The organism is Streptomyces sp. NPDC058231 (assembly GCF_042882275.1).
Classification (GTDB): domain Bacteria; phylum Actinomycetota; class Actinomycetes; order Streptomycetales; family Streptomycetaceae; genus Streptomyces.
The window spans coordinates 33,683-57,493 of sequence record NZ_JBHVWN010000052.1; the positions used below are offsets into that span (position 1 = coordinate 33,683).

Sequence of the window (23,811 nt, forward strand, 5' to 3'; positions counted from 1 at the left end):
GTCATGCTCGCTGGAACTCGTACAGCACGTAGTCCACATCCATCGTGCCGCCAGGCACCGGTACGCCGGGTACGTCGATGGGAAGGTTGAGTACCTCTCGCCGGTACGCGGAACCTGTGAATCCTGCGCGTTCGGCCAACTCTCCCATGCGGGCGCTGTTGCCCATCGTGTCGCTGAAGCCCAGGAACACGCGCGCCCCCTCCGTCATGTGCCTGCTCGCATCGGCGAAGAACTTCCGGTGCATCGCATAGTCGGAGTCGAAGACGGCGTAGTCGAGCTGGCTCTCGTACCGGTGGCTGGTCGGAGCCTCCACGAAGGGAGAATTCCAATAGATCAGATCGAATGTGTCGGACGGGTCGAGCTCGGAGAAGAGGTCGCTGTTCAGCACGGTGATCCGTTCGCTGACGCCATGACGGACCGCGTTCAATCGGGAGTTCTCCACCGCCGCTGGGCTGATGTCCAGGGCGCATACCCGAGAGCAGCCATGCATGGCCGCGGTGATCGCCGTCACCCCGGACCCGCAGCCGACCTCGAGGAAGGTGTCGGCCTCCTCGAACGGCAGCCACGAAGTGAACAGCCCGGTGGCGACAGCGCTTCCTGGCCAGACGTCGGGAAGCAGGCTCCATTCCAGGCCCAGTGCCGTGAACGTATCCTGCGGGTCGCGCTCCTTGAATCGGGAGATGTCCCAGCGGCCTACTTCGTAGCCGAAATCACTGAGCACGTGCCCTCCAGGCAGGTATGGCGAGACGGACGACGTCGAGCGACAGCACATCTCCCTTCCACAACGGGTGAGTGACCGGTGTGTTCGAGGTGTTCGACCGGCTCAGGGAGATGGGGGCGGGGAGTTGGGCGGTGTACTTTCCGGCAGGGGTCGGTGGTCGGTTGCTGCCATGCGACGTGGAGGCCCGCGCCGTCGCGAGCCTGCCATCCAGACGGTAGACGATCGATACGGCCTCGCGCCCGCAAACCGGGTCCACCGGTCAGTCCGGTGGCAGGAGACTGCCGATGCTGCGCAGCGGGTCGCTGGTGGCGGAGGCGAGAAGCGTTCGGAACTGCTCTTCGATGCAGTGGGCGGTCGCCGGATCGAAGAGATCGCTGCTGTACTCCAGCCGGCCACGGTAGCGCCCGCCGGCCCGCGTGACACTCAGGGACAGGTCGACCTTGGCCGTGGAGGTGTCGCCGTGCACCATGCCGACCTTGCATCCCGGCAGCGCGAGTCCGGCAAGCTCCCCCTCCTGGTAGCTGAGCATCAGCTGGAACACCGGGTTGAAGGCCGGGTCCCGCACGGGGTTCAGCTCTTCGACGAGCATCTCGAACGGCAGGGCCTGATGGGTCATCGCGCTCCTGCTCTCGTCGCGCGCCCGGTGCACCAGCTCCCGGAAGGTCGCTGTCTCCGGTACGGCCAGCCGCTGGACGACCGTGTTCACGAACATGCCGATCATTCGATGGTGACTCTCGCGCTGACGGTACGTCACCGGGGTGCCGATGACGGCCTCCGCGGCGCCGCTCCGCGCGCGGATCAGGGTGGCGAACGCCGCCAGCAGTACGGCGAAGGGAGTCGCACCGCAAGCTCTGGCCAGCAGACCGACCCGCTCGGCGACGGAGGGCTCGATGTCGAACCGGACATGGCTGCCGTCGAAACTCTGGACGGCCGGTCGCGGGTGGTCGGCCGGGATGGTCGCGGATGCGGGAGCGTCGGCCAGCCGCTTACGCCAGTACTCCGATGCCCTGTGCAGAGTGGGGCTTTCGAGCCGGGCCGCCTGCCATTCGGTGAAATCCGTGTACTGCTCCGCCATCGGGGGCAGTTCGGGTTCCTTGCCCGCGAGCCAGGACCGGTAGCAGGTCGACAGTTCGCTCTCCAGAATGTGGAGCGACCAGCCGTCACACGCGATGTGATGGAGAGTGAGGAACAGCTGGTGTCTGTCGGGTGCCAGCCGCACGAGCAGCGGCCGGATCATCGGATGGGCGTTCAGGTCGAACGGCCGGCGCGCCTCGGCGACCGCCAGCCGCTCCGCCTCGGCCTGCGGATCCAGGTGACCGGCGACGTCCACGACCGGGATCCGTACCGGCTCAGGCGGCAGGACGACCTGCCTGGGGGCGCGCGACCGTACCCGGAAGACAGTACGGAGTACGTTGTGTCTGCGGACGACCTCGCTCAGCGACCGTTCCAGGACCGGGACGTTCAAGTCGCCGTCCACCCGGTAGATCAGGGGCACCACGTAGACAGGGCTCCCCGGATGGAGGCGGTCGAGGGTCCACAGTCTCTTCTGGGCGGGGGAGACGGGATGGTCATCGGCCATGTGACACCTCGGTGGCGAGTCGGGCGGTCGTTGGATCGGGCAGCGCGTCGTGGAGCCCCGCTCCACGCCCGGACCGTGTGTCCCGGTTCCCGATTCGGAGTGTGCCTTGGGACAAGACGCTCTGCGAACCGGGTCGTTGAGGCGAAGGCTTCATCGCGTCGGAGGGGTGTCTCCGCGACCGGAGCGCCGAGGAGCGGGCGTTTCGGGTGGAAGGGGCTGGGGATTGCTCACCAATGTGCTCCTGGCGGCCGGGCGTGATCAGTGATTGCTGTGCGAGTCGACAGTACGGGGAAGCGCTCGGCTCGGACCAGCCCCGCAGGCGAACCCCGGACGTCTGCGGAGGAGGCCGGCCCCGCCGAGAGGCAGGACTCACCGATGGCCTGCGCCCTGTCCGCCGCCTCTCGGAAGCTGCGGGCGACGGCCGAGGTTTCGTGGGCAACGGCCGCGGCGTGCCGGTGAGGTTCTCCCAGCTCCAGGCCGCTGAGATGCGAAGACCACTCGCTGTGCACATGGCTGTCTGCGGGCAACGCCATCGGCGACACCACGTCCCGAACGGTTCAGCCGTCCGGCGTTCCACGCCACGCCGCAGGGAAGTCGAGAGCACGGACCCACTGATCATCGACCGGCCCCGCATTCCGTTCCGGCATTGCGCGGTGTTTCGTGGCCGGGTAAATCGGTCGCACCCGATGGGGAGAGCCGTTAACTTCCGTCGGAGCGCGGTGAGGTGCGAGGCGCGATGACGGAGGGATCGGGACATGGGGACCGAGGGTGCGCGGACCGACCGTCCGGGCTTGCTGCTCGACCAGTTCGACCAGGCCCGGGAGATGGCCAAGGTACGGTTGACGGGTCTCGGTGACGCGGAGTATCTGTGGGAGCCGGTGGCCGATTGCTGGTCGATCCGGCGCCGGGGCGAGGCGGTGACGCCCAGGGCGTACGGGCCGGGCGAGTGGGTGATCGACAAGGGTGCACCGGACATCCCGGCGAGCGAGTACGCGGAGGTCGCCCGGCAGGCCGCCGGCGGCATGACGATCGCCAAGATCGCCGATGACTGGAGTGTGAGCGTGGCGCGGGTCGAGGAGATCCTCGCCCACAACGGTGCGCCGGAGCCGGACCACGTGCCGGTCACCACCATCGCGTGGCGGCTGGGACACCTGCACTCCTGTTTTGCGGGCCAATGGGAGTGGACCTTCGGGGAACGGCGGCAGGAGCCGAAGCTGTTGGTCGACTTCACCCCCTCCGCCGACCTGGGGCTCAAGCGGTTCTGGGCGCTGATCGACCGTTGGCGCGACAGCGTCGGCGCCGTCACCGACGAGCAGCTCGACACGGTCGGCTTCTCCCAGTACCCGTACGGCTCCGACCCCGACGACCCGTTCATCACCGTGCTGGCGGGAGCCAACCTCGAATTCATCCACCACATGGCTGAGATCTCGTTGCTCCGCGACCTGTGGCGGGCCCGCTTCACGACCGGAGAGTAGCCCCGGTCGGACCACGAAGGTGGTCTTTCACAAGCCGACCGGGATGTCGGTGCAAGCCCACGTCCACCTGCACGGCGGACCGGAAGAGGCGTGCTGTCCACTCGGCGGTGTCCGGGGCGCCACGGCGGCCGTCTTCGGGCAGCCAGGTCGTGCGGGGTCAAGGCCCCTGACGAGTTCGACAGCCGCAGCCGAATGAGCGCGATGCCTCGCACAGCGAGGTCCGCCGGCGAAGGGCCCGGTTGCCAAGACGAGCCGGATTGGGCACTATCCACGTCATGACTAAGCGAAAGGGCAGCCAGCCCTCAGGTTGTTGACCGGCTCGTGGTGGGCGCGCAACGGCGGTGTCGCCGGCGAGAGTCCCACCCTCTTCGACCACGCGCGGACCCTCCGTGGTCGCTACGGTCCCGGTCCGTGGCCCGGGTTCGGCGATCCTCTTCCCGATGCACGCCCGGACAGCGCTCGCCTCGTCTTCGTAGGCGGCGGTGATGACGCTCTGGTGCGACGTACCCCGGACGGCGACGGTGTTGTTCCTCCCACCGGCGTCGAACTCGCCGACCGCCTCGAACTCCTGATGCTGGCACCGGTGTCCAGCATCAGCGACGAGAGGCTCAGGGGCCTCCACGACCTCCTCGCCACTTGCTCGCCGATCGAGATCGCCGACGAGCTCGGCGTCGAGGTCCGCCGCCGCGGTCTGCCGTCCGACGGCCTGCGCCGATTGGGCCGACAGTTGTCGGAACACGGTACCCATCGAGCCCCGGTCAAGATCGGCTTGGTGCTCCTGGGCCTGGGCGGGGACATCCGCGACCGCGAACTGCTGCTCCTGCTCGGCACCCTGGATGAGCTCACCCTCCACGCAGCTGTCGCACTCCAGCGCTCCCAGCCCGACGGAGACCTGGCAGTCCACGCCCTTGCTCAACGGGTCGTGGGCTGGGGACGCATCCAGGCGGTGCGGACGCTGCGCGACACCACCGACCCGGCTATCAGGTCGTGGCTGCTGTGCGAGGGCTTCCGCAACACCATCATGGACGAGTACCTGGCCCACCTCGCCGCGACCACCGGCGACCTGCACAGCGCACTGAGCCACCCGCACATCGACGTCATGCTCCTGAATGGCGCCGGGGGCATCCTGGCCGCAATGGCCGACGGCCAGGGAGGTCCCGCACCCGGCCTGGCCGACTACTCGGACGCCGTCCCCGTGCTGCGCCGCTACGCCGACTTGGTCCAGACATGGACACCCACCGTCGCCATGCTGCTCGACCTGATCAGTATCGCAATGTTCTTCCGCCACCCGCCCCAGGAACTGCCCTGGGCGCCAGCCGACATCGAGTACCTGACAGCACGCTACGAGGGCCTGCTCCACGAACCCCGATGGTCTGCGCTTGTCCTGGACCACCTCGCCGACCCCCGGCGCCCTGACTTCCACCTTGCTCTGAGACCCGCCGAAGTCCTGCACCTGAGCCCGACGGCCCAACTCTTGGCCCGTCTGGAAACCGGACCGTCCCTGCTCGACCCGACCTGGGTCCACGCACTGCGCCACAGCGACCGCCGACACGCCGCACACATAATCGACCTGGCCGAACGACGTCTTGCCACCACCCCCCGCTCCGAACGCGACCACGCCCTACTGCTGTTCGCACATTTCCTGCGACGCCATCCCGAACACGGATGGCCCCTGCTGCGGTCCGCACTCACCAGCGGCACGCCCGAAGTACGCCGCACCGCGTTGACCACCCTCGCCGGATGGCCCGTCGACACCCTCACTCAGGAGGCTGCCGACTACCTGCGCACCGTCCGGACATCTCAGCCGGAACACCCTCAGGAGGCAACTCCGTGACCGCGACTCCCCGTCGCCTTGAGCCCTACGCCCAACTGCCCCACCGCTACAGCGACCGGCAGGTCGCGGCATCGACCGTCGACGCACTCGGACGCGTCGTCACCCTGCTTGTCCCGCCGGAGGCCACCTGCACCCGTCGTGTGCCCCCGGACCAGCGCCTCCGCTACGACGCGCTGGCAGTGATCATGGATGGCACAGACGTCCACGAAGTGGACCTGGCGGAACTCGGCTCACTTTCCCGGGATCGACTCGCTGGGCAGCGGCTTCGTCCTGGCTGCCGCACGCTGCCCCATGCCCTCTGGGCCACCAGCAGCAACCTTCGAAGCCCTCGAAGGAGAAATCCCCCACAACGCACTCGTCGTGGGTCACGACGGCACGCGGCTGACGACGTTCCATGCGGGCGACGACATCCAACACCTGCTCACCGACACGAACGGCAACATCTGGATCGGCTACGGCGACGAGGCAGCCGTCTGTGCGCAACCTCCCGCGAATCGCCGACATACCAGTAGCTCCGGGACCACGCCCCAGCCCGCCCCACGGATGACCATGTCGATGCCCGGTCTCATCCGCTGGACCGGCGCCGGCGAACCCGCCTGGTACGCGACGTCCGACCCCATGGGTCCCGGCAGTTGGGTCGACTGCTACGCCCTCAACGTCGGCGCCGACCAGACCTTGGCCTACCCCTACACCGGGTTCCCTCTGGTGGAGATCGATGCCGCCGGCATCCGTTGGACCCGGCGCACACCGATCCACTTCGCCCCGGCCGTCCTGGTCGACGGCGACAACGTCGCCTTCCTCGCAGCCGACACCGGCCCCCGCAAGCTCCCCGGCCACTACACCGTAACTCTCACCCGGAGCCAGAACGGCCCCCTCGAAACCGTGGCCTCAGCCCCGCTCCTCCTCGCGGACGGAACACGGCCCGACACATGGGCTCGCCGCAAGGTCTGCCGCGGCAATCAGGCCTGGCTGCAGTTCCACGACGAACGCACCTGGTACCGCATCGAACTGTGACTACCGGCATGCAAGGTGGAACCGGCAGCGGGCAATTCCGGGGATACCTCGAGAGAGCTCGCACGAGCAGTGGGCCGTCCTCTTCATCCAGCGCCGGCTCGCGGCAGTTGAGGACGACCGGCCCCGTGCTGACCGGAACTTGCCATCATTCGCACTGCGTCTGGTGCCGTGGGACCGGACCCCCGCAGTCTGCTCCTGTACCGGTTGCGGACTTCAGCGGCGGAGAGAGGTAGCAGAAGTGCTGATTGTGGGCGTGAAGGCCTCGCACGACGGCGGTGTCGCACTCATAGACGGGAACCGTCTTGTCTTCAGCGTCGAGGTGGAAAAGCTCGACAACGGACTGCGCTACTCGCAACTGCGAGATCTGAACCAGGTCGCTGAGATCCTGCGTTCACAGGGAGTGGATCCGGAAGACGTCGATCGGTTCGTCGTCGACGGCTGGTGGCCGGAGAAGAACGCGGACGTGCCCAGCGTGGCCACCACCAGAGACGGAGAACACTTCGTCATGCCGGTGGCGCCCTATGTGGACGGCATCCAGTCCCTCGACCCGCTGCAGCGGTACGAGTTCACCGAGCACCACTTCAACTCAAAGCAGCTGGGCTATGTCAGTTACCACCACGTGAGCAATCACGCGCTCGGCTCCTATTGCACCAGCCCGTTCGCGCAGCGCGGCGAGGACTCACTGGTACTGGTCTGGGACGGCGGCATCTCACCCCGCCTCTATCAGGTCAGCGCCAGGACCAGGACCGTCAAGGCAGTGGCACCGCTGTTCCCGACGACCGGCAATATCTTCGCGGACTTCTGCGCCTTCTTCGACCCCTTCCGCCACGAAGATGTCGCGCCCGAGGCGCGGGAGCTCCACCATCTGTCGGTAGCAGGGAAAGCGATGGCCTATGCAGCACTCGGCACTGCCGAGACGTCGGCCTTCGCCACCTTCGACATGCTTCTCGAGAGCCTCTCGGACATTTCGACCTTCAACGCGGCGGAGCTGGGAGAGCGAGTGGTCGCCGAGCGCGACACGCTCTTCCCGGGAATGACCAATGCGGACATCATCGCCACGTTCCAGGAGTACCTGGGCAAGCTTCTGCTGGACCGGCTCGCCGATGTGGTCAAGAAGCGTTTCATGGGGCAGCGGCTCAACCTCTGCCTCGGCGGCGGCTGTGCTCTGAACATCAAGTGGAACAGCATCATCCGCAACAGCGGGCTCTTCCGGGACGTCTGGGTCCCGCCGTTCCCCAATGACGCCGGGGCCGCGATCGGCACCGCCACCTGTGAGATGTACCGGCAGACCGAGCACCTGGCACTGGAGTGGAACGTCTACAGCGGCCCGATGGTCGCCGAGGGCCCGTTGCCGGAGGGCTGGACCGTCCGGCCGTGCGACGAACGCGAACTGGCCGAACTGCTGCACGCCGAGGGTGAGCCTGTCGTGGTGCTGTCGGGGCGTGCGGAGCTCGGCCCCCGGGCCCTGGGCAACCGCAGCATCCTCGCGCCTGCCGTGGACCCCGGAATGAAGAAGCGGCTCAACGAGATCAAGAACCGCGCGGACTACCGTCCCGTAGCGCCGCTGTGTCTCACCGACCGGGCCGCGGACATCTTCGATCCCGGTACTCCGGACCGCTACATGCTGTTCGACCACCAGATGCGGCCCGGCTGGGCCGAACGCATCCCCGCAATCGTGCACCTGGACGGATCCGCGCGCCTGCAGACCATCGACGCGTCCACGGATTCGGCGGCGGCTCGGATCCTGACGGAATACGACCGCATCAGTGGAATCCCGGTGCTGTGCAATACCAGCGCCAACCTCAACGGCAGTGGCTTCTTCCCTGACGTCTCCTCCGCCGCACGCTGGGGTGGCACGCGTTATGTGTGGTCCGAGGGGCGTCTCTACACCAATCCGCAGTAGGGACAGCGACGGTTCATCCGGTCATGCCGTCTTCCTGCCGACAGCATGACCGGCCTTTTACGGACAGCTCATCGGCTGTACCGGACGGAAAATTCCCGCTGCTCACCACGTGCCCTTGCCCGATTGCCCCGGCCGGGTGCGAGCCTCGTCGGGGCGGAGCCTTCGGCGCTCGCTCAGGACTGCGGTCCTCCATGTCGTCGGGGACGGTACGACCTGGAGTGCGCCCCGAGCGGGCGGCAGGCCGGCTGCACCCTGTTGGCAGGTGCCTGCCATATTTTGGCCGGGGCGGGTCTTGTCCCCCCCCGGGTCGGCTGAATAGATTATCGGGCGGCGGTGCGAACGAAAGCTTCCCCGCTCGCGCAGGACTCATATCCCTATTCCCGGAATCCCGTACGGGGAGGTTTTCGAATGGCTAATCCCTTCGACGACGTGAACGGCCGGTTCCACGTTCTTGCCAATTCCGAGGAGCAGCACTCGCTCTGGCCGGTCTTCATCGATGTTCCGGACGGGTGGGAGGTGCGTCTGCGGGACGCCGGCCATGACGAGGCTCTGACGTATGTCGATGAGCACTGGACCGACATGCGCCCGGCCAGCTTGATCGCAGCGATGGAATCCGATGAGCGATCCACACCGGCCTGCTGATCCGCGGTTGGAACTCGCGGCGCTGCACGATTCGCTGAGTTCCCCGGTCAGCGAGTCCATGAATTTCCTCAACGAGGTGGCCATACGCTTTCCCGACGCCATTTCTTTTGCGGCCGGCCGGCCTTTCGAGGGATTCTTCGACCTCGATCTGGTGCACAGTTACATCGAGACGTACCGTGCGTATGCGACGGAGCGGCTCGGCGGTGACGAGACCGCTGTCCGCCGCCAGATCCTCCAGTACGGGCGGACCAAGGGCATCATCCCGGAGCTGGTCGCGGAGAATCTGCGGGTGGACGAGGGATTCACCGTCGACCCCGACGACGTGGTGGTCACGGTCGGCTGCCAGGAGGCCCTCTATCTGACACTGCGGGCACTCCGCCGCGACGACCGCGACGTGCTGCTGGCAGTGGTGCCCAGTTACGTCGGTGTGCACGGTGCGGCCCAACTGGCCGACATGCGTGTGCTCCCCGTGCGTGACTCGGTGGACGGCATCGATCTGGCGGACCTGGCCGCCGTGGTGCGCCGGGCCAGATCGGCCGGCCTGCGTCCACGAGCCTGTTATGTGGTCCCCGACTTCGCCAACCCCACCGGGGCGAGCCTCACCGAGGGGGCGCGCAGAGAACTGCTGCGGTTGGCCGCGGAGTTGGACATCCTGGTGCTGGAGGACAATCCGTACGGCATCTTCGGCGACGGCTCCGGCCCGCCCGTCCTCAAGGCGATGGACGGCGGCGAACGCGTCGTCTACCTGGGAACTTTCGCCAAGACCGGGGTGCCGGGTGCCCGGGTCGGATTCGTTGTGGCCGACCAGCGGGTGATCGGGCCCGGTGGGGGCGTCCAGTCGCTGGCCGATCAGCTGGCCAAGCTCAAGAGCATGCTGACGGTCAACACCTCACCGATCGCCCAGGCCGTGATCGGCGGCAAGCTGCTGACGCACGGCTGCAGCCTGCGTGCCGCCAACCTCCGGGAGATCCAGGTCTACCAAGGGAATCTGCGCCGACTTCAGCAGGGACTGTCCGAGCGCTTTCCGGCCGGCAGCAGCCCCGAGGTCAGCTGGAACAGCCCCACCGGCGGATTCTTCAGCCTGCTCACCCTGCCGTTCGTGGCGGGTGACGAACTGCTGGAACTCAGCGCCCGGAAACACCAGGTGTTGTGGACGCCGATCCACCACTTCTACGCCGAGACCGAGCCCCGCCGGGAGATCCGGCTCTCCTTCAGCCATCTGCTCCCCGACGAGATCGACGAGGGACTGGACAGGCTCGGGGACTTCATCCGGGAACAGGCCGTGCGCTGACGCCCTGTCGGCAGAGGCGTGACCCGACGACACAGGAAAGGCGACCGTACCCAGACATGGAAACCTTCACTCCGCGCCACCGGAGCAAGCCCAGAATGTGGGGTTGGACCTTCCGATGACCCCACCGCAGAACCTGCTGCACCCGGCCACTTTCGCGACCGCCCCTCCGTCCGGCCTCGACGCCCCCGATGTTGCCAGGATCATGGCGATCGGCACGGCCGTACCCCCGACGTCGTACACCCAGCGCGAACTGCTGGACATCTTCGGGATCGAAGATCCCAGGATCCGCTCGGTCTTCCTCAACAGTGCGATCGACCGGCGTTACCTGACACTCCCTCCGGAGGACTCCGACGGCGGCCGGATCATGGAGGTCCAGGGCGAGCTCCTTGCCAAGCACAAGGCCCAGGGCATCGACATGGGCATCCGTGCGGTGCAGGAATGCCTGAAGCGGGCAGGCGCCGACCTCGACGACATCGGCTATCTGTGCTGCGTCACCTCCACCGGGTTCCTCACTCCCGGCTTGAGCGCGCTCCTCATCAAGGAGCTGGGCATGGATCCCAGCTGCAGCCGCCTGGACGTGGTGGGCATGGGCTGCAACGCCGGCCTGAATGCGCTCAACGCGGTGGCCGGATGGGCCAGGGCGCATCCCGGCAGGCTGGCAGTCATGGTCTGCGACGAGTCCTGCTCCGCCGCCTACGTCTTCGACGGGACCATGCGCACCTCGGTGGTCAACAGTCTCTTCGGCGACGGTGCGGCAGCTGTCGCCGTCATGGCGGGTGACGACGGCGAGCCCGGCCCCCGCATCCTGAAGTTCGCCAGCCACATCATCACCGACGCCGTCGACGCGATGCGCTACGAGTGGGACTCGGCGCAGGACCGGTTCAGCTTCTACCTGGACCCCCAGGTCCCCTATGTGGTCGGCGCGAACGCCGAGACGGTGATCGACCGCCTGCTGGCCGGAACCGGGTTGCGGCGCAGCGACATCGCCCACTGGCTGGTGCACTCGGGCGGCAAGAAGGTCATCGACTCGGTCATGGTGAACCTCGGCCTCACCCGCCACGACGTCCGGCACACCACCGGGGTACTGCGGGACTACGGAAATCTCTCCAGCGGATCCTTCCTGTTCTCCTACGAGCGGCTGCTCGACGAGGGCGTGGCCGACCCGGGGGAGTACTGCGTGCTGATGACCATGGGACCGGGCTCGACCATCGAGACCGCCCTCGTCCGCTGGTGACCGCGCATCCGTCGGCACCCCACTCCAGGTATCGGGACAGAGAGGCAGAACCCACCATGACCACCTCATCCGGCATTCCGGAGCGAGTGGACCCGGAGCTGGTGCTCCGGATCGACGGCTCCCGGCCCCTGACCGCCGCTCTCGTGGCGGAGACGAACGCCCTCTGTGCCAGGGTCGAGGACGGTGACGCGAGCGGCGTCGCCGTCCTCCGGCTGAGCGGGGCCCCCGACGCGCTGTGGATCCACGATCTGGCCGTCCCCCTGGTCAACAAGTGGGAGCGGGCGCTGCGCCGCCTGGAGCGGCTGGACGTCGCCACGATCGGTGTAGCCGACGGCGACTGCGGCGGTACGGCTCTGGAAGCGCTGCTGGCCACCGACTACCGGATCGCCACCGGCACCGTGCGGCTCCTCCTTCCCGGCGATGCCGGCGGCGTCTGGCCGGGGATGGCGCTGTACCGGATGGCCAACCAGATCGGCGTGGGCGCCGCCCGCAGAACAGTGCTGCGCGGCCTGCCCGTCCCGGCCCGGCAGGCGCTGGAGCTGCAACTGGTCGACGAGGTCGTCGACGACCCGGAGACCGGCCTGGCGGAGGCGGCCGAGCTGGTCGGAGCGGCGTCCGGCGGAGGCATCGCGATGCGGCGCCAACTGATGTTGGACGCATCCACCACCTCCTTCGAGGACGCGCTGGGCAGCCACCTCGCCGCCTGCGACCGCGTGCTGCGCCGCGTCCCGGTCGGGTCCGCCTCATGACCAGGGACGTTCCCGAGTCCGCCGTGCGGGCGGTTGCGGAGGCCGCCGCCCGTACGGAGCAGTTGCTGGCCTCACTGCCCGGACCCACCGCCCGCGTCCCGGAACAGCGGGAAAGGGCCGCGGCGTCCAAGAACGCGGTCAGGACGGCTCGCCACGCGCTGCTGCGGGACCATGCCGAGGCGGTGTACGACCGGCTGACCGAAGGGCGTGCGCTCCGGCTCCGGCTGCCCGACCTGGTCGCCGCGGCAGCCGAGACCTTCCCCGGCCTCGTCGCCACGGACGAGCAGATGAAGGCCGAGCAGGCCCGGCCGCAGCGGGCGAAGGAGGGCCTCGAGATCGACCAGGGCATCCTGCTCGGCGGACTGCTGAGGGCACCGCGAGCCGGAACCCATCTGATGGAGAGCATGCTGCAGCCCACCGAGCGGGCGTTGCGGCTGCTTCCGGAATTCCGTCGCACGGGGGTGGTCGAGCTGAGCTCGGTCCACCTGGAACGGCGGGGCAGCGCCGCACATCTGACCATGTGCCGGGACGACTGCCTCAACGCGGAGGACAACCAGCAGGTCGAGGACATGGAGACGGCCGTCGACCTGGCGCTGCTCGACCCCCGGACCCATGTGGGTGTGCTCCGCGGCGGGGTGATGACCCATCCCCGCTACCAGGGGCGCCGGGTGTTCAGCGCGGGGATCAACCTGAAGAGCCTGCACGCGGGGAAGATCTCTCTGGTGGACTTCCTGCTCCGCCGGGAGCTCGGATACATCCACAAACTGGTCCGCGGAGTGATGGTGGACCATGAGGTGTCCTGGCAGTCGCCCACCATCGAGAAGCCCTGGGTCGCGGCGGTCGACACCTTCGCCATCGGCGGCGGCGCCCAGCTGCTGATGGTCTTCGACCGGGTGCTGGCCGCGGCCGACTCGTACGTCAGTCTGCCCGCCGCGCAGGAAGGCATCGTCCCCGGCGCGGGGAACTTCCGACTCGGACGGCTGACCGGCGGCCGGCGCTCCCGCCAGGTGGTGCTGTGGGGCCGGCAGATCCGGGCGACGGAACCGGACGCCCGGCTGCTGCTGGACGAGGTGGTGGAGCCCTCCGAACTGGATGCGGCGGTGGAGGTGGCCCTGGAGCGACTGGACAGTCCCGCGGTGCTCACCAACCGGCGGATGCTCAACCTCGCCGAGGAACCACCGGACGCCTTCCGTGCCTACATGGCCGAATTCGCGCTGCAGCAGTCGCTCCGTCTGTACAGCGAGGACGTCATCGGCAAGGTCGGCCGCTTCGCCCGAGCCGGACGGGCCCGGTGAAGCGCGTCGACTACCGCAAGGCCGGACATGTGGCTCATGTGACCCTGAACAGGCCGGAGGTGCTCAATGCCATGGACCTCGCCATGCACGAGGAACTGGCCGGGATATGGGATGACGTGGAAGCCGACGACGACGTCCGGCTGGCTGTCCTCACCGGTGCGGGCGACGGGGCCTTCTCCGTGGGGCAGGACCTCAAGGAGCGTGCCGCCCTCGACGCGGCGGGCGCGCACCCCACCACCTTCGGCAGCCGCGGCCTCCCCGGGTGGCCCCGGCTGACCGAGCGCTTCACGCTCTCCAAGCCGGTGCTGGCCCGGGTGCGCGGTCACGCGCTGGGCGGCGGGTTCGAGCTGGCACTGGCCTGCGACCTGATCGTCGCGGCCGAGGACGCGGTGTTCGCGCTCCCGGAAGCGCGGCTCGGCCTGGTTCCCGGCGCCGGCGGGGCCTTCCGGCTGGCCAGGCAGCTGCCGTTGAAGACGGCGCTCGGATACCTGCTGACCGGCCGCCGGATCACCGCCGCCCGGGCACTGGAACTGGGTCTGGTCAACGAGGTGGTCCCGGCGGCCGATCTGGACGCCTGTGTCGAGCGGTGGGTCGACGATCTGTTGTCCTGCGCACCGCTGTCGTTGCGGGCGATCAAGGAATCCGTCATGCGCTCCGTCGACCTGCCGCTGGAGCAGGCGTTCGCGACCCGCTACGTCTGGGAGGAGCGGCGGATGGGCAGCGAGGACGCCGTCGAGGGCCCCCGGGCCTTCGCGGACCGCCGCCGGCCCAAGTGGGCCGGGCGGTGACCCGGTTGCCGGTCCTGTCCACAAGCTGTCAACCTTCTCGGACCCGCGGCTCTGCCCGGTACCGCTGTGCCATGCTGACCGTCGCTGTCCGTGACCGTGCGCCGATCCTTGACCCCACCATCCGTAACCCCGTCATCAGTGTGCCGGACACCCGGCGAACCGGGTCCGTGCCCGGCCGCGTCGGAGCACCGAGGGCCATGGAAGCCCGGCGCCGAGTCCCCGGCGCGGGAGGGCGCTCGATGCCGGCTCGCCGGCGTCGGCCGAAGCCGGAACCCGGTGGCGCGGACGGCCCCGGCGCGCTGCGGGCAACCCTCGCCCGAGCCGATCGTGGCTCCCCACCCCCACCCAGAGAAGGTGAGCGATGAGCGACTCCGGTGGCGCCGTGAGCCGGTTGGACAAGCCACAGGCACCGGCCGATCCGCCGCTGCGGAAGAACGTCAACTTCCAGCTGCTCTGGGCGGGTTCGGTGCCTGCCTTCCTCGGCCGGGAGATCGTCGGCCTGGTCTACCCCCTGGTGGTGCTGGCGATCACCGGCTCCCCGGGCTGGGCCGGTGCCTTCGGAGGCGTACAGATCTTCGCCTCGCTGGTCTGCGGGATGCCGGCGGGCGCGCTCGCCGACCGCTACGACCAGCGCCGTCTGCTGCTGCTGGTCGAGACGGCCCGCTCACTGGCCACCAGCAGTGTGGCGGCCGCCTACTTCCTCCATGAGTTGACGCTCATTCATCTTCTTTTGGTAGCAGTGGTGTTGGGTGCGGTCCAGCCGGTCGGCGGCTCCACCCGGATGTTGCTCGTCAGGTCCCTGGTACCCGGACGCCAGCTCACCGCCGCGCTCACCCAGGAGGAGGTGCGCAGCGAGGCTGCCGCCATGGCCGGACCGCCCCTGGGCGGCTTCCTGTACGCGGTCGCCAGCGGCCTGCCCTTCCTGGTCGCTGCCGGAGGCTTCGCCGTCGCGGCCGGCTGCACCTTCTTCGTCCGCCCGCCCGCACGGACGGCCGGTGCCGAGGCGGCAGGCGGAGCTCGGCGGCCCCAGCAGGACGAACTCCCGCTCCTGCGGCGGATGCTGGTCGGGCTGCACGTGTTGTGGAGGAGACCGTTGCTGCGCTCGGGCATGCTCTTCGGTGCGGCCATGAACACCGTGGGGGCGCCGATCATCCTCGTGGTGGTGGTGCAACTGCGTGACCAGGGCGTGGGTTCCGGCACGCTCGGGCTGGCCACCATCGGGATGGGGGTCGGCGGACTGGCCGGAGCCCTCCTCGTCAAGCCGTTGCACCGGATGCTGGCCCCAGGGGTGCTGCTGCTCTCCGTCGGCGCCGTGGAGGCCGTGCTCATCGCCCTCCTGGCGCTGGGACGAGGGCCCTGGTGGGTGGCGGGTCTGCTCTTCCTGATGGGGCTGAACGGGCCCTCGGTGCGTGTACTGGTGGACATCCTGATATTCCGTCAGGTGCCCGACGAGCAACGCGGCCGTGCCGTCGCAGCCTGCATGACGGTGTTCGGAGCGGGCTCCTCGCTGGGCGTGCTCGTCGGCGGGCAGCTCCTGCAGCACCTGTCCCCGGCGACGGCGGTCCTGGTGCTGGCGGCGTGCGAGGCCGTGGCCGTCGGGATCGGACTGGGCGCACGTTCGCTCAGGAAGGCCGTCTGGCCCGAGGACATGCACGTGTGACGACTGCCTGCGGCAGGAAACGGCGGTATCCGGGCGAACCACGGCCACCGTCGGGAACGGAAAGCCAGAAATGCGGAACGGGAAATCCCTGCCGGGGTGATGTCATCTTGGTGCCAGCCTCACGGCGGGACCTTGTCCCGGATTGAAGAGCTTTCCTAGTCTGCGATCAGAAGTGATGCTCCGGACTGACCGGGAGAGGATTACCCCGTTGATTCCGCTTTCGTTTGCTCAGCGCCGGATGTGGTTCCAATTCTGCCTGGAAGGACCGAGCTCCACCTACAATGTTCCGACGGTCCGTGTGGTCCGTGGAGAATTCGACTACGACGCCTTCTCCCGGGCCGTCGGAGACGTCGTCGTACGTCATGAGGCGCTGCGTACAACCGTGCAGGAACGGGACGGCGAGGCCGCCCAGTTCATCTTGCCCGAGGAGAGCGCACGACCCGCAGTTCCGTACGGCGTGCACGACGGCATCGACCGCGCCGGGCTCGACACGCTGCTCGCATCAGCCTGCGACCATCACTTCGATCTCGCCGCGGAGCCCCCGATCCGGGCCCAGGTCATCCGGACCGGCCCGCGGGAACACCTTCTGGTCCTGGTCCTCCACCACATAGCCTGTGACGGCTGGTCCATGGCCCCGCTCTGGGCCGACCTGTCCGCCGCATACATCGCCCGGCGCGACGGCCGGACCCCGCAGTGGGAGCCGCTGCCCGTCCAGTACGCGGACTACACCCTGTGGCAGCGCGACGTGCTCGGCGAGATCGACGACGCCGACAGCGAGGCCGCCCGTCAACTGGCCTTCTGGCGGGACAGCCTGCTCGACCTGCCGGACGAGCTGACCCTGCCCACCGACCGGCCCCGCCCACCGCACGCGTCCTCCCGGGGGGCCACGGTCCGGCTGGACATTCCGGCGCCCCTCTGCGCCGAGCTGCGCACCCTCGCCCAGAGCAACCGCGTCACGCTCTTCATGGTGTTCCAGGCGGCGCTGGCCACCCTGCTCACCCGCATGGGCTGCGGCGCCGACATACCGCTCGGTACCGCCGTGAGCGGCCGTGACGACGAAGCCCTGGACAAGCTGGTCGGCTGCTTCGTCAACACCCTGGTGCTGCGCAACGACACCTCGGGGAACCCGGGTTTCGCCGAATTGCTCCGCCGCGTCTGGCAGCTGGACATGGCCGCCTACGACCATCAGGAGTTCCCGTTCGACCTGATGGTGGAGGCCCTCCGGCCCACCCGCTCGCCGGCCCGGAACCCCTTCTTCGAGGTCTACTTCGCGTTCACCGGAGCCGGCCAGGGGCCCGACGCCGACCAGGCGGAGCTGGGAGAGCCAGTCACACTCAAGTCGGCCGATATCGCCAAATTCGACCTGTCCTTCCATTTCGGTGAATCACTGGACCGACAGGGCGCCCCCGCCGGAATCGAGCTGCTGCTGGAGTACCGTTCCGACCTCTTCGACCCCGGCACCGCCCGCCAGCTCGCCGAGCGGCTGCTGCGGGTCCTGGAGCAGGTGGCGGCGGACCCGGAACGCGGAATCGACAGCATCGACCTGCTGGAGCCGCGGGAACGGCGGCTGCTGCTGGCCGAGTCGAACGACACCGCTCGGGAACTCCCGCGCACCACCGTGGCCCGGCTCATCGAGGAGCAGGCCGAGCGCAGCCCCGAGCACCCCGCGGTCACCGGCGGCGACCACGAGCTCAGCTACGCCGAACTGAACGCGCGCGCCAACCGGCTGGCGCACTGCCTGCGCGAGCGCGGCGCCGGTCCGGAGCGCTTCGTCGCCCTGGCGCTCGGGCGCGGCCCCGAACTCATGGTCGCGATTCTCGCGGTTCTCAAGACCGGGGCCGCCTACCTGCCGCTGGACCCGAACTACCCGGCCGAGCGGCTGGCGTTCACGCTTGCCGACGCCCGCCCGGTGCTGCTGCTGGTCGACGGCGCCACCGACCGGCTGGTGCCCGAACCGGAGCCCGGCTCCTGCCCGAGGCTCCGGCTGGACGATCCCGGACTGCGCACCGAACTCGCCGGCCGGCCCGACGGCAACCTCGACGAGGTGCCGGTACCCGGCGACAGTTCCGCCTACCTCATCTACACCTCCGGCTCCACCGGGCGGCCCAAGGGCGTGCTGATCTCCCAGGACAATCTGCTGAACTTCCAGCTCGCCATGCGGGACCGGCTGCGGCTCGGTCCGCAGGACCGCTTCGCAGCGGTCACCACGGTGGCGTTCGACGCCTCTGTGCTGGAGCTGTACCCGCCGCTGCTCGCCGGAGCCACACTGGTGCTGGTGCCGAGGGAAACGGTTCGCGAGCCGGGCGAGCTGGCAGGGCTGCTGGTACGCGAGGACATCACCGTGATGCAGGGCACTCCGAGCCTGTGGGAGATGCTGATCGGCACCAGCCCGGATGCGGTGCGCGGACGCCGTCTCCTGGCCGGCGGCGAAGCCCTGCCCGGGCCACTGGCCGAGGCGATGACCGCGCTGGGCAGCGAGGTGGTCAACCTCTACGGGCCCACCGAGACCACGGTCTACTCGACGTGTGCGGTGCTCTCCCCGGCCGAACCGGTCCCCGCGATCGGAAGGCCGGTGGCCAACACCAGGGTGTACCTGCTGGACGACGGGCTGCGTCCGGTACCGGCCGGCGCGGTGGGGGAGCTCTACATCGCCGGGGCCGGGGTGGCCCGCGGCTACTGGCAGCGGCCGGGCCTCAGCGCGACGAGATTCCTTCCTGACCCCTTCGGCGGCCCCGGTGAGCGGATGTACCGGACAGGGGATCTGGCGCGCTGGTCCTCGGACGGGACGCTGCGCTACCTGGGCCGGACCGACCACCAGGTGAAGCTCCGGGGCTTCCGGATCGAGCCCGGCGAGATCGAGTCGGCGCTGACCGCCCACCCTTCCGTACGCCAGGCGGTGGTGCTGGCCCGGGAGACGCCCGGAGCGGGGCAGACTCTGGTCGGATACGCCGTCGTCCACCCGGGGGCGCCCGTCGGCCAGGCCGACCTGCGCGACCACCTGGCCGCCCGGCTCCCCGACTACATGGTGCCCTCCGCCCTGGTGCTGCTCGATGCCCTCCCGCTCACGGTGAACGGGAAACTCGACCGGGCCGCCCTCCCCGCACCACAAGTCCCCGATGCCGCCCGGCGTGCGCCGAGCAGCCCACGCGAAGAAGTCCTCTGCGGACTGTTCGCCGAAGTACTGGCCCTGCCGGGGGTCGGCGTCGACGACAGCTTCTTCGACCTCGGCGGCCATTCGCTGCTGGCCACCCGCCTCGCCAGCCGGATCCGGTCGGTCATGGGGGTGGACCTTCAGCTGCGGACCCTGTTCGAGGCGCCCACCGTGGCCCAGCTGGACCGCCGGCTGCGGGAGGGCTCCCGGAGCGACGGCGTGGGTGCGGTGCTGCGCTACCGCGCCCAGGGCGACCGGACCCCCGTCTTCCTGCTCCCTCCTGCCAACGGGCTGGGCTGGGGGTACTCCGCTCTGCTGCGCCATGTCCCGGACGGCCACCCGGTCTACGCCCTCCAGGACCCCCGGCTCACCGAGGACACGGCCGTGCACCCGCTCGACGTGAGTGAGCTGGCCGAGAGATATGCCCGGCAGATCCGGGAGATCCAGCCCACCGGGCCCTACCTGCTGGTCGGCTGGTCGTTCGGCGGCACCGTCGGACAGCAGCTGGCGCTGCTGCTGGAGCGCACCGGGGAGCAGGTCGCCCTGCTGGTCATGCTGGACGCCTCGCCCGGAGCCGTCGACGGCCGTGGTGGTGAGCCGAGCCCGCTCGAGGTCACCCAGGTCGCACTGGACGGCCTCGAACTGCCGCCCTGGCAGGGCACCGGGTTCCCCGGACACGAGGTGCTCGGCCGGGCACTGGCCGCGGCCCGGAGCCCGCTGGCGACCCTGCCCGGGCCGACGGTCGAGCGGCTGCTGCGCATCGCCCGGGAGAATCTGCGCGCCCAGTCCCGCCACGTGCCCGAGCCCTCCGGCTGTACGGCGCTGCTCTTCGACGCGGCCGCACCCGACCCGCAGGCCCAGCCGCTCTCCCGGGCCTGGCAGCCGTTTCTCGTCGGCACCACCACCTGCAGTCAGGTGGAATTCGACCATCTGAACATCGTCAAGCCGGAGTCGATGTCCAGGATCGGGCCCATGATCGCCCGAGCCATTTCCCGCGTGAATCGTGCAGCAGCTCCGTCGCTCTGACCCGAATTCCGATCACCCCCGAAGAAGACTGGTAGGTGTACCGCTATGCCCGGAATCGATTCCACCGAGCCGCAGAAAATCGAAGCCGTGCTGTGCGAGCTGTTCGGGGAGATCCTGGGAGTCGACGGGATCGAGGGCGACGACAATTTCCTGGACTTCGGCGGGCATTCACTGCTCGCCACCCGGCTGGTGAACCGCGTACGCACCGAGCTCGGCGCCGAACTCCACCCGCGCGACGTATTCGAGGCACCCACCCCCACCCTGCTGACGGCCAGGATCCAGGCCGCGGCCGGCGAAGGCGTACGGGCGGCCGACGGCGTGGTGGCGGTGCTGCCCCGCCCCGCCGCGCTTCCGCTGTCCGCCGCCCAGCGGCGCCTGTGGTTCCTGCACCGACTGCACGGTCCCGGTGCCACCTACAACGTCCCGGTGGTGACGCGCATCAGCGGCCCGCTCGACCCCGGTGCGCTCACCGATGCACTCGACGACGTCGTCGTACGCCATGAGCCGCTGCGCACCCGGTTCGCCGAGGTGGACGGTGAGCCGGTGCAGCGGATCCTCGCCGACGGCCGGATACGGGTGGAGCTCGTGGCCGGCCCCCGTACCACCGAGGAGCTGGACGCGGCGATAGCGACCGCCTGCGCCCACCCCTTCGACCTGGCGCGGGACCTGCCCCTGCACGCGGAGCTCATCCAGGTCGGCGACGAGGAGTACGTGCTCGTACTGGTCGTCCATCACATCGCCACGGACGGCTGGTCCATGGCCCCCCTGACGGCGGACCTCTCCGCCGCGTACACGGCCCGGGTACGTGGCCGGGCCCCCGAATTCGCACCCCTGCCCGTGCAGTACGCGGACTACGCGCTGTGGCAACGCGGTGTGCTGGACGCGGCCGACGAACCCGGCAGCGCGATCACCGCCCAGCTTGAGTACTGGCGGGGCGCCCTGGCCGGGCTGCCCGAGGAACTGGTGCTGCCCACCGACCGCCCCCGGCCCGCACGTGCCTCGTACCGCGGCTCCGGCGTCACCTGCCCCCTTTCCGCGGAGACCGTCCAGGGGCTCCAACAGCTGGCTGTCCGGCACAACGCCACCATGTTCATGGTGGCGCAGGCCGCGATCGCCGCGCTGCTGACCTGCCACGGCGCCGGCCACGACATCCCCCTCGGCACGGTGGTGTCGGGCCGCGACGACGAATCCCTCACCGACCTCGTGGGCTTCTTCGTCAACGCCCTGGTCCTGCGGACCGATTCCAGCGGCGATCCCACGTTCGCCGAGCTGCTGGACCGGGTCCGCGACATCGACCTGAGCGCGATGGAACACCAGTCCCTCCCCTTCGATCTGCTGATCGAGGACCTGCAACCGGCCCGCTCGCTCGCCCGTAACCCGCTCTACCAGGTTGCGTTCGGCGTGGAGGAGGAGTTCACGCCGGTCCGGCTGGAGGGGCTCCACACCGAGCTGCTGCCGGCCCCCGTCGCGGCGTCGGAATTCGACCTTCTGGTGGTCTTCAAGGAACGCGGCGGGACCATCGACCTCAGGCTCACCTACGCCGACGACCTCTTCGACCAGGAGACCGCCCGGGCGCTCGCCGACCGCCTGGCACGCCTGCTGGACCAGGTCGCCGCCGTGCCGCAGACCCGGCTCAGCGCCCTTGAGCTGATGTCGGCCGCCGAACGCGGCCGCGTTCTCCACGAGTGGAACGACACCGCCGAAGTGCCGCCGCTGACCTGGTCCGAGATCTTCGATCGCCGGGTCGCATCGGCGCCCGACACTCCCGCCCTGGTGCACGGCCACGACGAACTGACCTACCGCGAACTGGACCAGCGGGCCAACAGGCTGGCACGATCCCTGATCGCCCTCGGAGTCGGCCCGGAGGTCCCGGTCGCGGTCTGCATGGACCGCGGTATCGACCTGGTGGTGTCCCAGCTGGCGATCGCGAAGGCGGGCGGCGCCTACGTGCCGGTCGACCCCGGCTATCCCTTGGCCCGCCGGGAGTTCATGCTCGACGACACCCAGCCCGTGGCGGTACTGGTGGACGACCCCGCACGGACGGAGGGCCTCAGCCACCGCCCCACCGTGCTCGGCGCGCTGGATCTGGACGGTCTCTCGTCCGAACCCGTCACGGACGCCGAGCGGACAGCGCCCCTGCGCACCGAGAACACCTGCTACGTGATCTACACCTCCGGCTCGACCGGCCGTCCCAAGGGCGTCTCCGTCGCCCACACCGGCATCACCCGGATGGTGCGCCGGCACCACGACTACGTGACGGGCCCGGGACACCGCGTACTCCAGCAGGCCTCGATCGGGTTCGACGGCTCGGTCTGGGAGATCGCGATGGCCCTCCTCACCGGCGGCACACTGGTCGTCGCCGATGCGGAGCGTCTGCTCGCCGCCCGCCCCGGCTCCCCCCTCACCGAGGGAGTCACCCACGTCACGGTGACCCCGTCGCTGCTCAGCGCACTGCCGGTGGACACCCTGCCCGCCGGCGCCGTGATCATCACCGCGAGCGAGGCGTGCCCGGACGCACTGGTCGAGACCTGGACCGCCCGGCACACCCTCGTCAACTCCTACGGGCCGACCGAGACGACGGTGTGTGCCACGGGCGCCTTCCTGCGGCCGGGCGAGCCGGTGAGTATCGGCGGACCGGTCGCAGCGACCCGGGTGTATGTGCTGGACGATGCGTTGCGGCCGGTGGTACCCGGGGTGGCCGGGGAGTTGTATGTCGCGGGTCCGGGGCTGGCGCGGGGGTATGCGGGGCGTGGTGGTCTGACGGCTTCGCGGTTTGTCGCGAGTCCGTTTGCGGTGGGTGAGCGGATGTACCGGACGGGCGATGTGGTGCGCTGGACGGCGGACGGGCGGCTGATGTTCGCCGGCCGCGCCGACGACCAGGTGAAGGTACGGGGCTTCCGGATCGAGCTCGGCGAGATCGAGGCCGCCCTGGTCACCGCGCCCGGAGTCCGCCATGTGGCGGTCGTGGCGCGCGCCGACCGGCCGGGAGACCGGCGGCTGGTGGCCTATGTGGTCGCCGACGTGGAGGTCGAGGCCGCGCAGCTGCGGGCCCACCTGTCCGACCAGTTGCCGGAGTACATGGTGCCCTCGGCGTTCGTCTCCCTGGACGCGCTGCCCATGACAGCCAACGGCAAGCTGGACCGCAACGCGCTGCCGGTGCCCGACTACGGCACCACGGCGGGCTCGAGGGCACCGCGGACGGCTGCGGAACGGACTCTGTGCGGACTGTTCGCGGGGCTCCTGGAGCTGCCGGAAGTCGGTATCGACGACAGCTTCTTCGACCTGGGTGGCCACTCCCTGCTGGCGATGCGGCTGGTCAACGCCGTGCGCACGGAACTCGGCGTTGACCTCGGTGTGCGGGCGGTGTTCGAGTTCCCGACGGTGGCGGGGTTGGCGGAGTGGGTCGGGTCGGTGGGTGTGGGGTCGCGTGCGGGTGTGGTGGTGGTGCC

The 23,811-nt window shown here is 69.3% G+C and carries 15 protein-coding genes; 13 read left to right on the plus strand and 2 right to left on the minus strand.

The window, feature by feature from the left end:
- Position 1: 1 nt before the first annotated feature.
- Both ACFVXE_RS28105 and ACFVXE_RS28110 read right to left on the minus strand, forming a co-directional pair.
- Positions 2-721, minus strand: a complete 720-nt coding sequence (locus ACFVXE_RS28105) for a methyltransferase (protein ID WP_389675255.1) — start codon at positions 719-721, stop codon at positions 2-4.
- Positions 722-980: 259 nt separating this feature from the next.
- Positions 981-2,300, minus strand: a complete 1,320-nt coding sequence (locus tag ACFVXE_RS28110; RefSeq protein WP_389675256.1) for a condensation domain-containing protein — start codon at positions 2,298-2,300, stop codon at positions 981-983.
- 755 nt (positions 2,301-3,055) lie between these two features.
- Here ACFVXE_RS28110 and ACFVXE_RS28115 point away from each other — a divergent pair.
- The 13 genes from ACFVXE_RS28115 to ACFVXE_RS28175 form a co-directional block, all read left to right on the plus strand.
- The gene (locus tag ACFVXE_RS28115) at positions 3,056-3,775 is read left to right on the plus strand and encodes a DinB family protein (RefSeq protein WP_389675257.1); all 720 of its coding nucleotides are present in this window, start codon (positions 3,056-3,058) and stop codon (positions 3,773-3,775) included.
- Positions 3,776-4,271: 496 nt separating this feature from the next.
- A complete protein-coding gene (locus ACFVXE_RS28120) occupies positions 4,272-5,609 on the plus strand; it encodes a hypothetical protein (RefSeq protein ID WP_389675259.1) in 1,338 nt (445 codons plus the stop codon).
- Positions 5,610-5,798: 189 nt separating this feature from the next.
- Entirely contained in the window at positions 5,799-6,623 is an 825-nt protein-coding gene (locus ACFVXE_RS28125; RefSeq protein WP_389675260.1) for a hypothetical protein, read from the plus strand.
- A gap of 238 nt (positions 6,624-6,861) precedes the next feature.
- Positions 6,862-8,526 carry a carbamoyltransferase N-terminal domain-containing protein gene (locus ACFVXE_RS28130; RefSeq protein ID WP_389675262.1) on the plus strand — a complete coding sequence of 555 codons (1,665 nt, stop codon included), beginning with the start codon at positions 6,862-6,864 and terminating at the stop codon, positions 8,524-8,526.
- 408 nt (positions 8,527-8,934) lie between these two features.
- Positions 8,935-9,168 (plus strand): MbtH family protein, encoded by a 234-nt coding sequence (locus ACFVXE_RS28135; protein WP_389675263.1) that lies wholly within the window; start codon positions 8,935-8,937, stop codon positions 9,166-9,168.
- The gene (locus ACFVXE_RS28140) at positions 9,143-10,459 is read left to right on the plus strand and encodes a PLP-dependent aminotransferase family protein (RefSeq protein WP_389675266.1); all 1,317 of its coding nucleotides are present in this window, start codon (positions 9,143-9,145) and stop codon (positions 10,457-10,459) included. The genes ACFVXE_RS28135 and ACFVXE_RS28140 overlap by 26 nt, the downstream gene beginning before the upstream one ends.
- 115 nt (positions 10,460-10,574) lie before the next feature.
- On the plus strand, positions 10,575-11,693 hold the full coding sequence (gene dpgA / locus ACFVXE_RS28145) for a 3,5-dihydroxyphenylacetyl-CoA synthase DpgA (RefSeq protein ID WP_389675267.1): 1,119 nt from the start codon (positions 10,575-10,577) through the stop codon (positions 11,691-11,693).
- A gap of 56 nt (positions 11,694-11,749) precedes the next feature.
- The gene (gene dpgB, locus ACFVXE_RS28150) at positions 11,750-12,442 is read left to right on the plus strand and encodes an enoyl-CoA-hydratase DpgB (RefSeq protein WP_389675269.1); all 693 of its coding nucleotides are present in this window, start codon (positions 11,750-11,752) and stop codon (positions 12,440-12,442) included.
- Positions 12,439-13,737 (plus strand): (3,5-dihydroxyphenyl)acetyl-CoA 1,2-dioxygenase DpgC, encoded by a 1,299-nt coding sequence (gene dpgC / locus ACFVXE_RS28155; protein ID WP_389675271.1) that lies wholly within the window; start codon positions 12,439-12,441, stop codon positions 13,735-13,737. The genes dpgB and dpgC overlap by 4 nt, the downstream gene beginning before the upstream one ends.
- On the plus strand, positions 13,734-14,525 hold the full coding sequence (gene dpgD / locus ACFVXE_RS28160) for an enoyl-CoA-hydratase DpgD (RefSeq protein WP_389675273.1): 792 nt from the start codon (positions 13,734-13,736) through the stop codon (positions 14,523-14,525). The genes dpgC and dpgD overlap by 4 nt, the downstream gene beginning before the upstream one ends.
- Before the next feature lie 361 nt (positions 14,526-14,886).
- Entirely contained in the window at positions 14,887-16,185 is a 1,299-nt protein-coding gene (locus tag ACFVXE_RS28165) for an MFS transporter (protein WP_389675275.1), read from the plus strand.
- Between the two features lie 175 nt (positions 16,186-16,360).
- On the plus strand, positions 16,361-20,362 hold the full coding sequence (locus ACFVXE_RS28170) for an amino acid adenylation domain-containing protein (protein ID WP_389675276.1): 4,002 nt from the start codon (positions 16,361-16,363) through the stop codon (positions 20,360-20,362).
- Between the two features lie 45 nt (positions 20,363-20,407).
- A partial coding sequence (locus ACFVXE_RS28175; RefSeq protein ID WP_389675278.1) for an amino acid adenylation domain-containing protein occupies positions 20,408-23,811 on the plus strand: 3,404 nt, incomplete at its 3' end.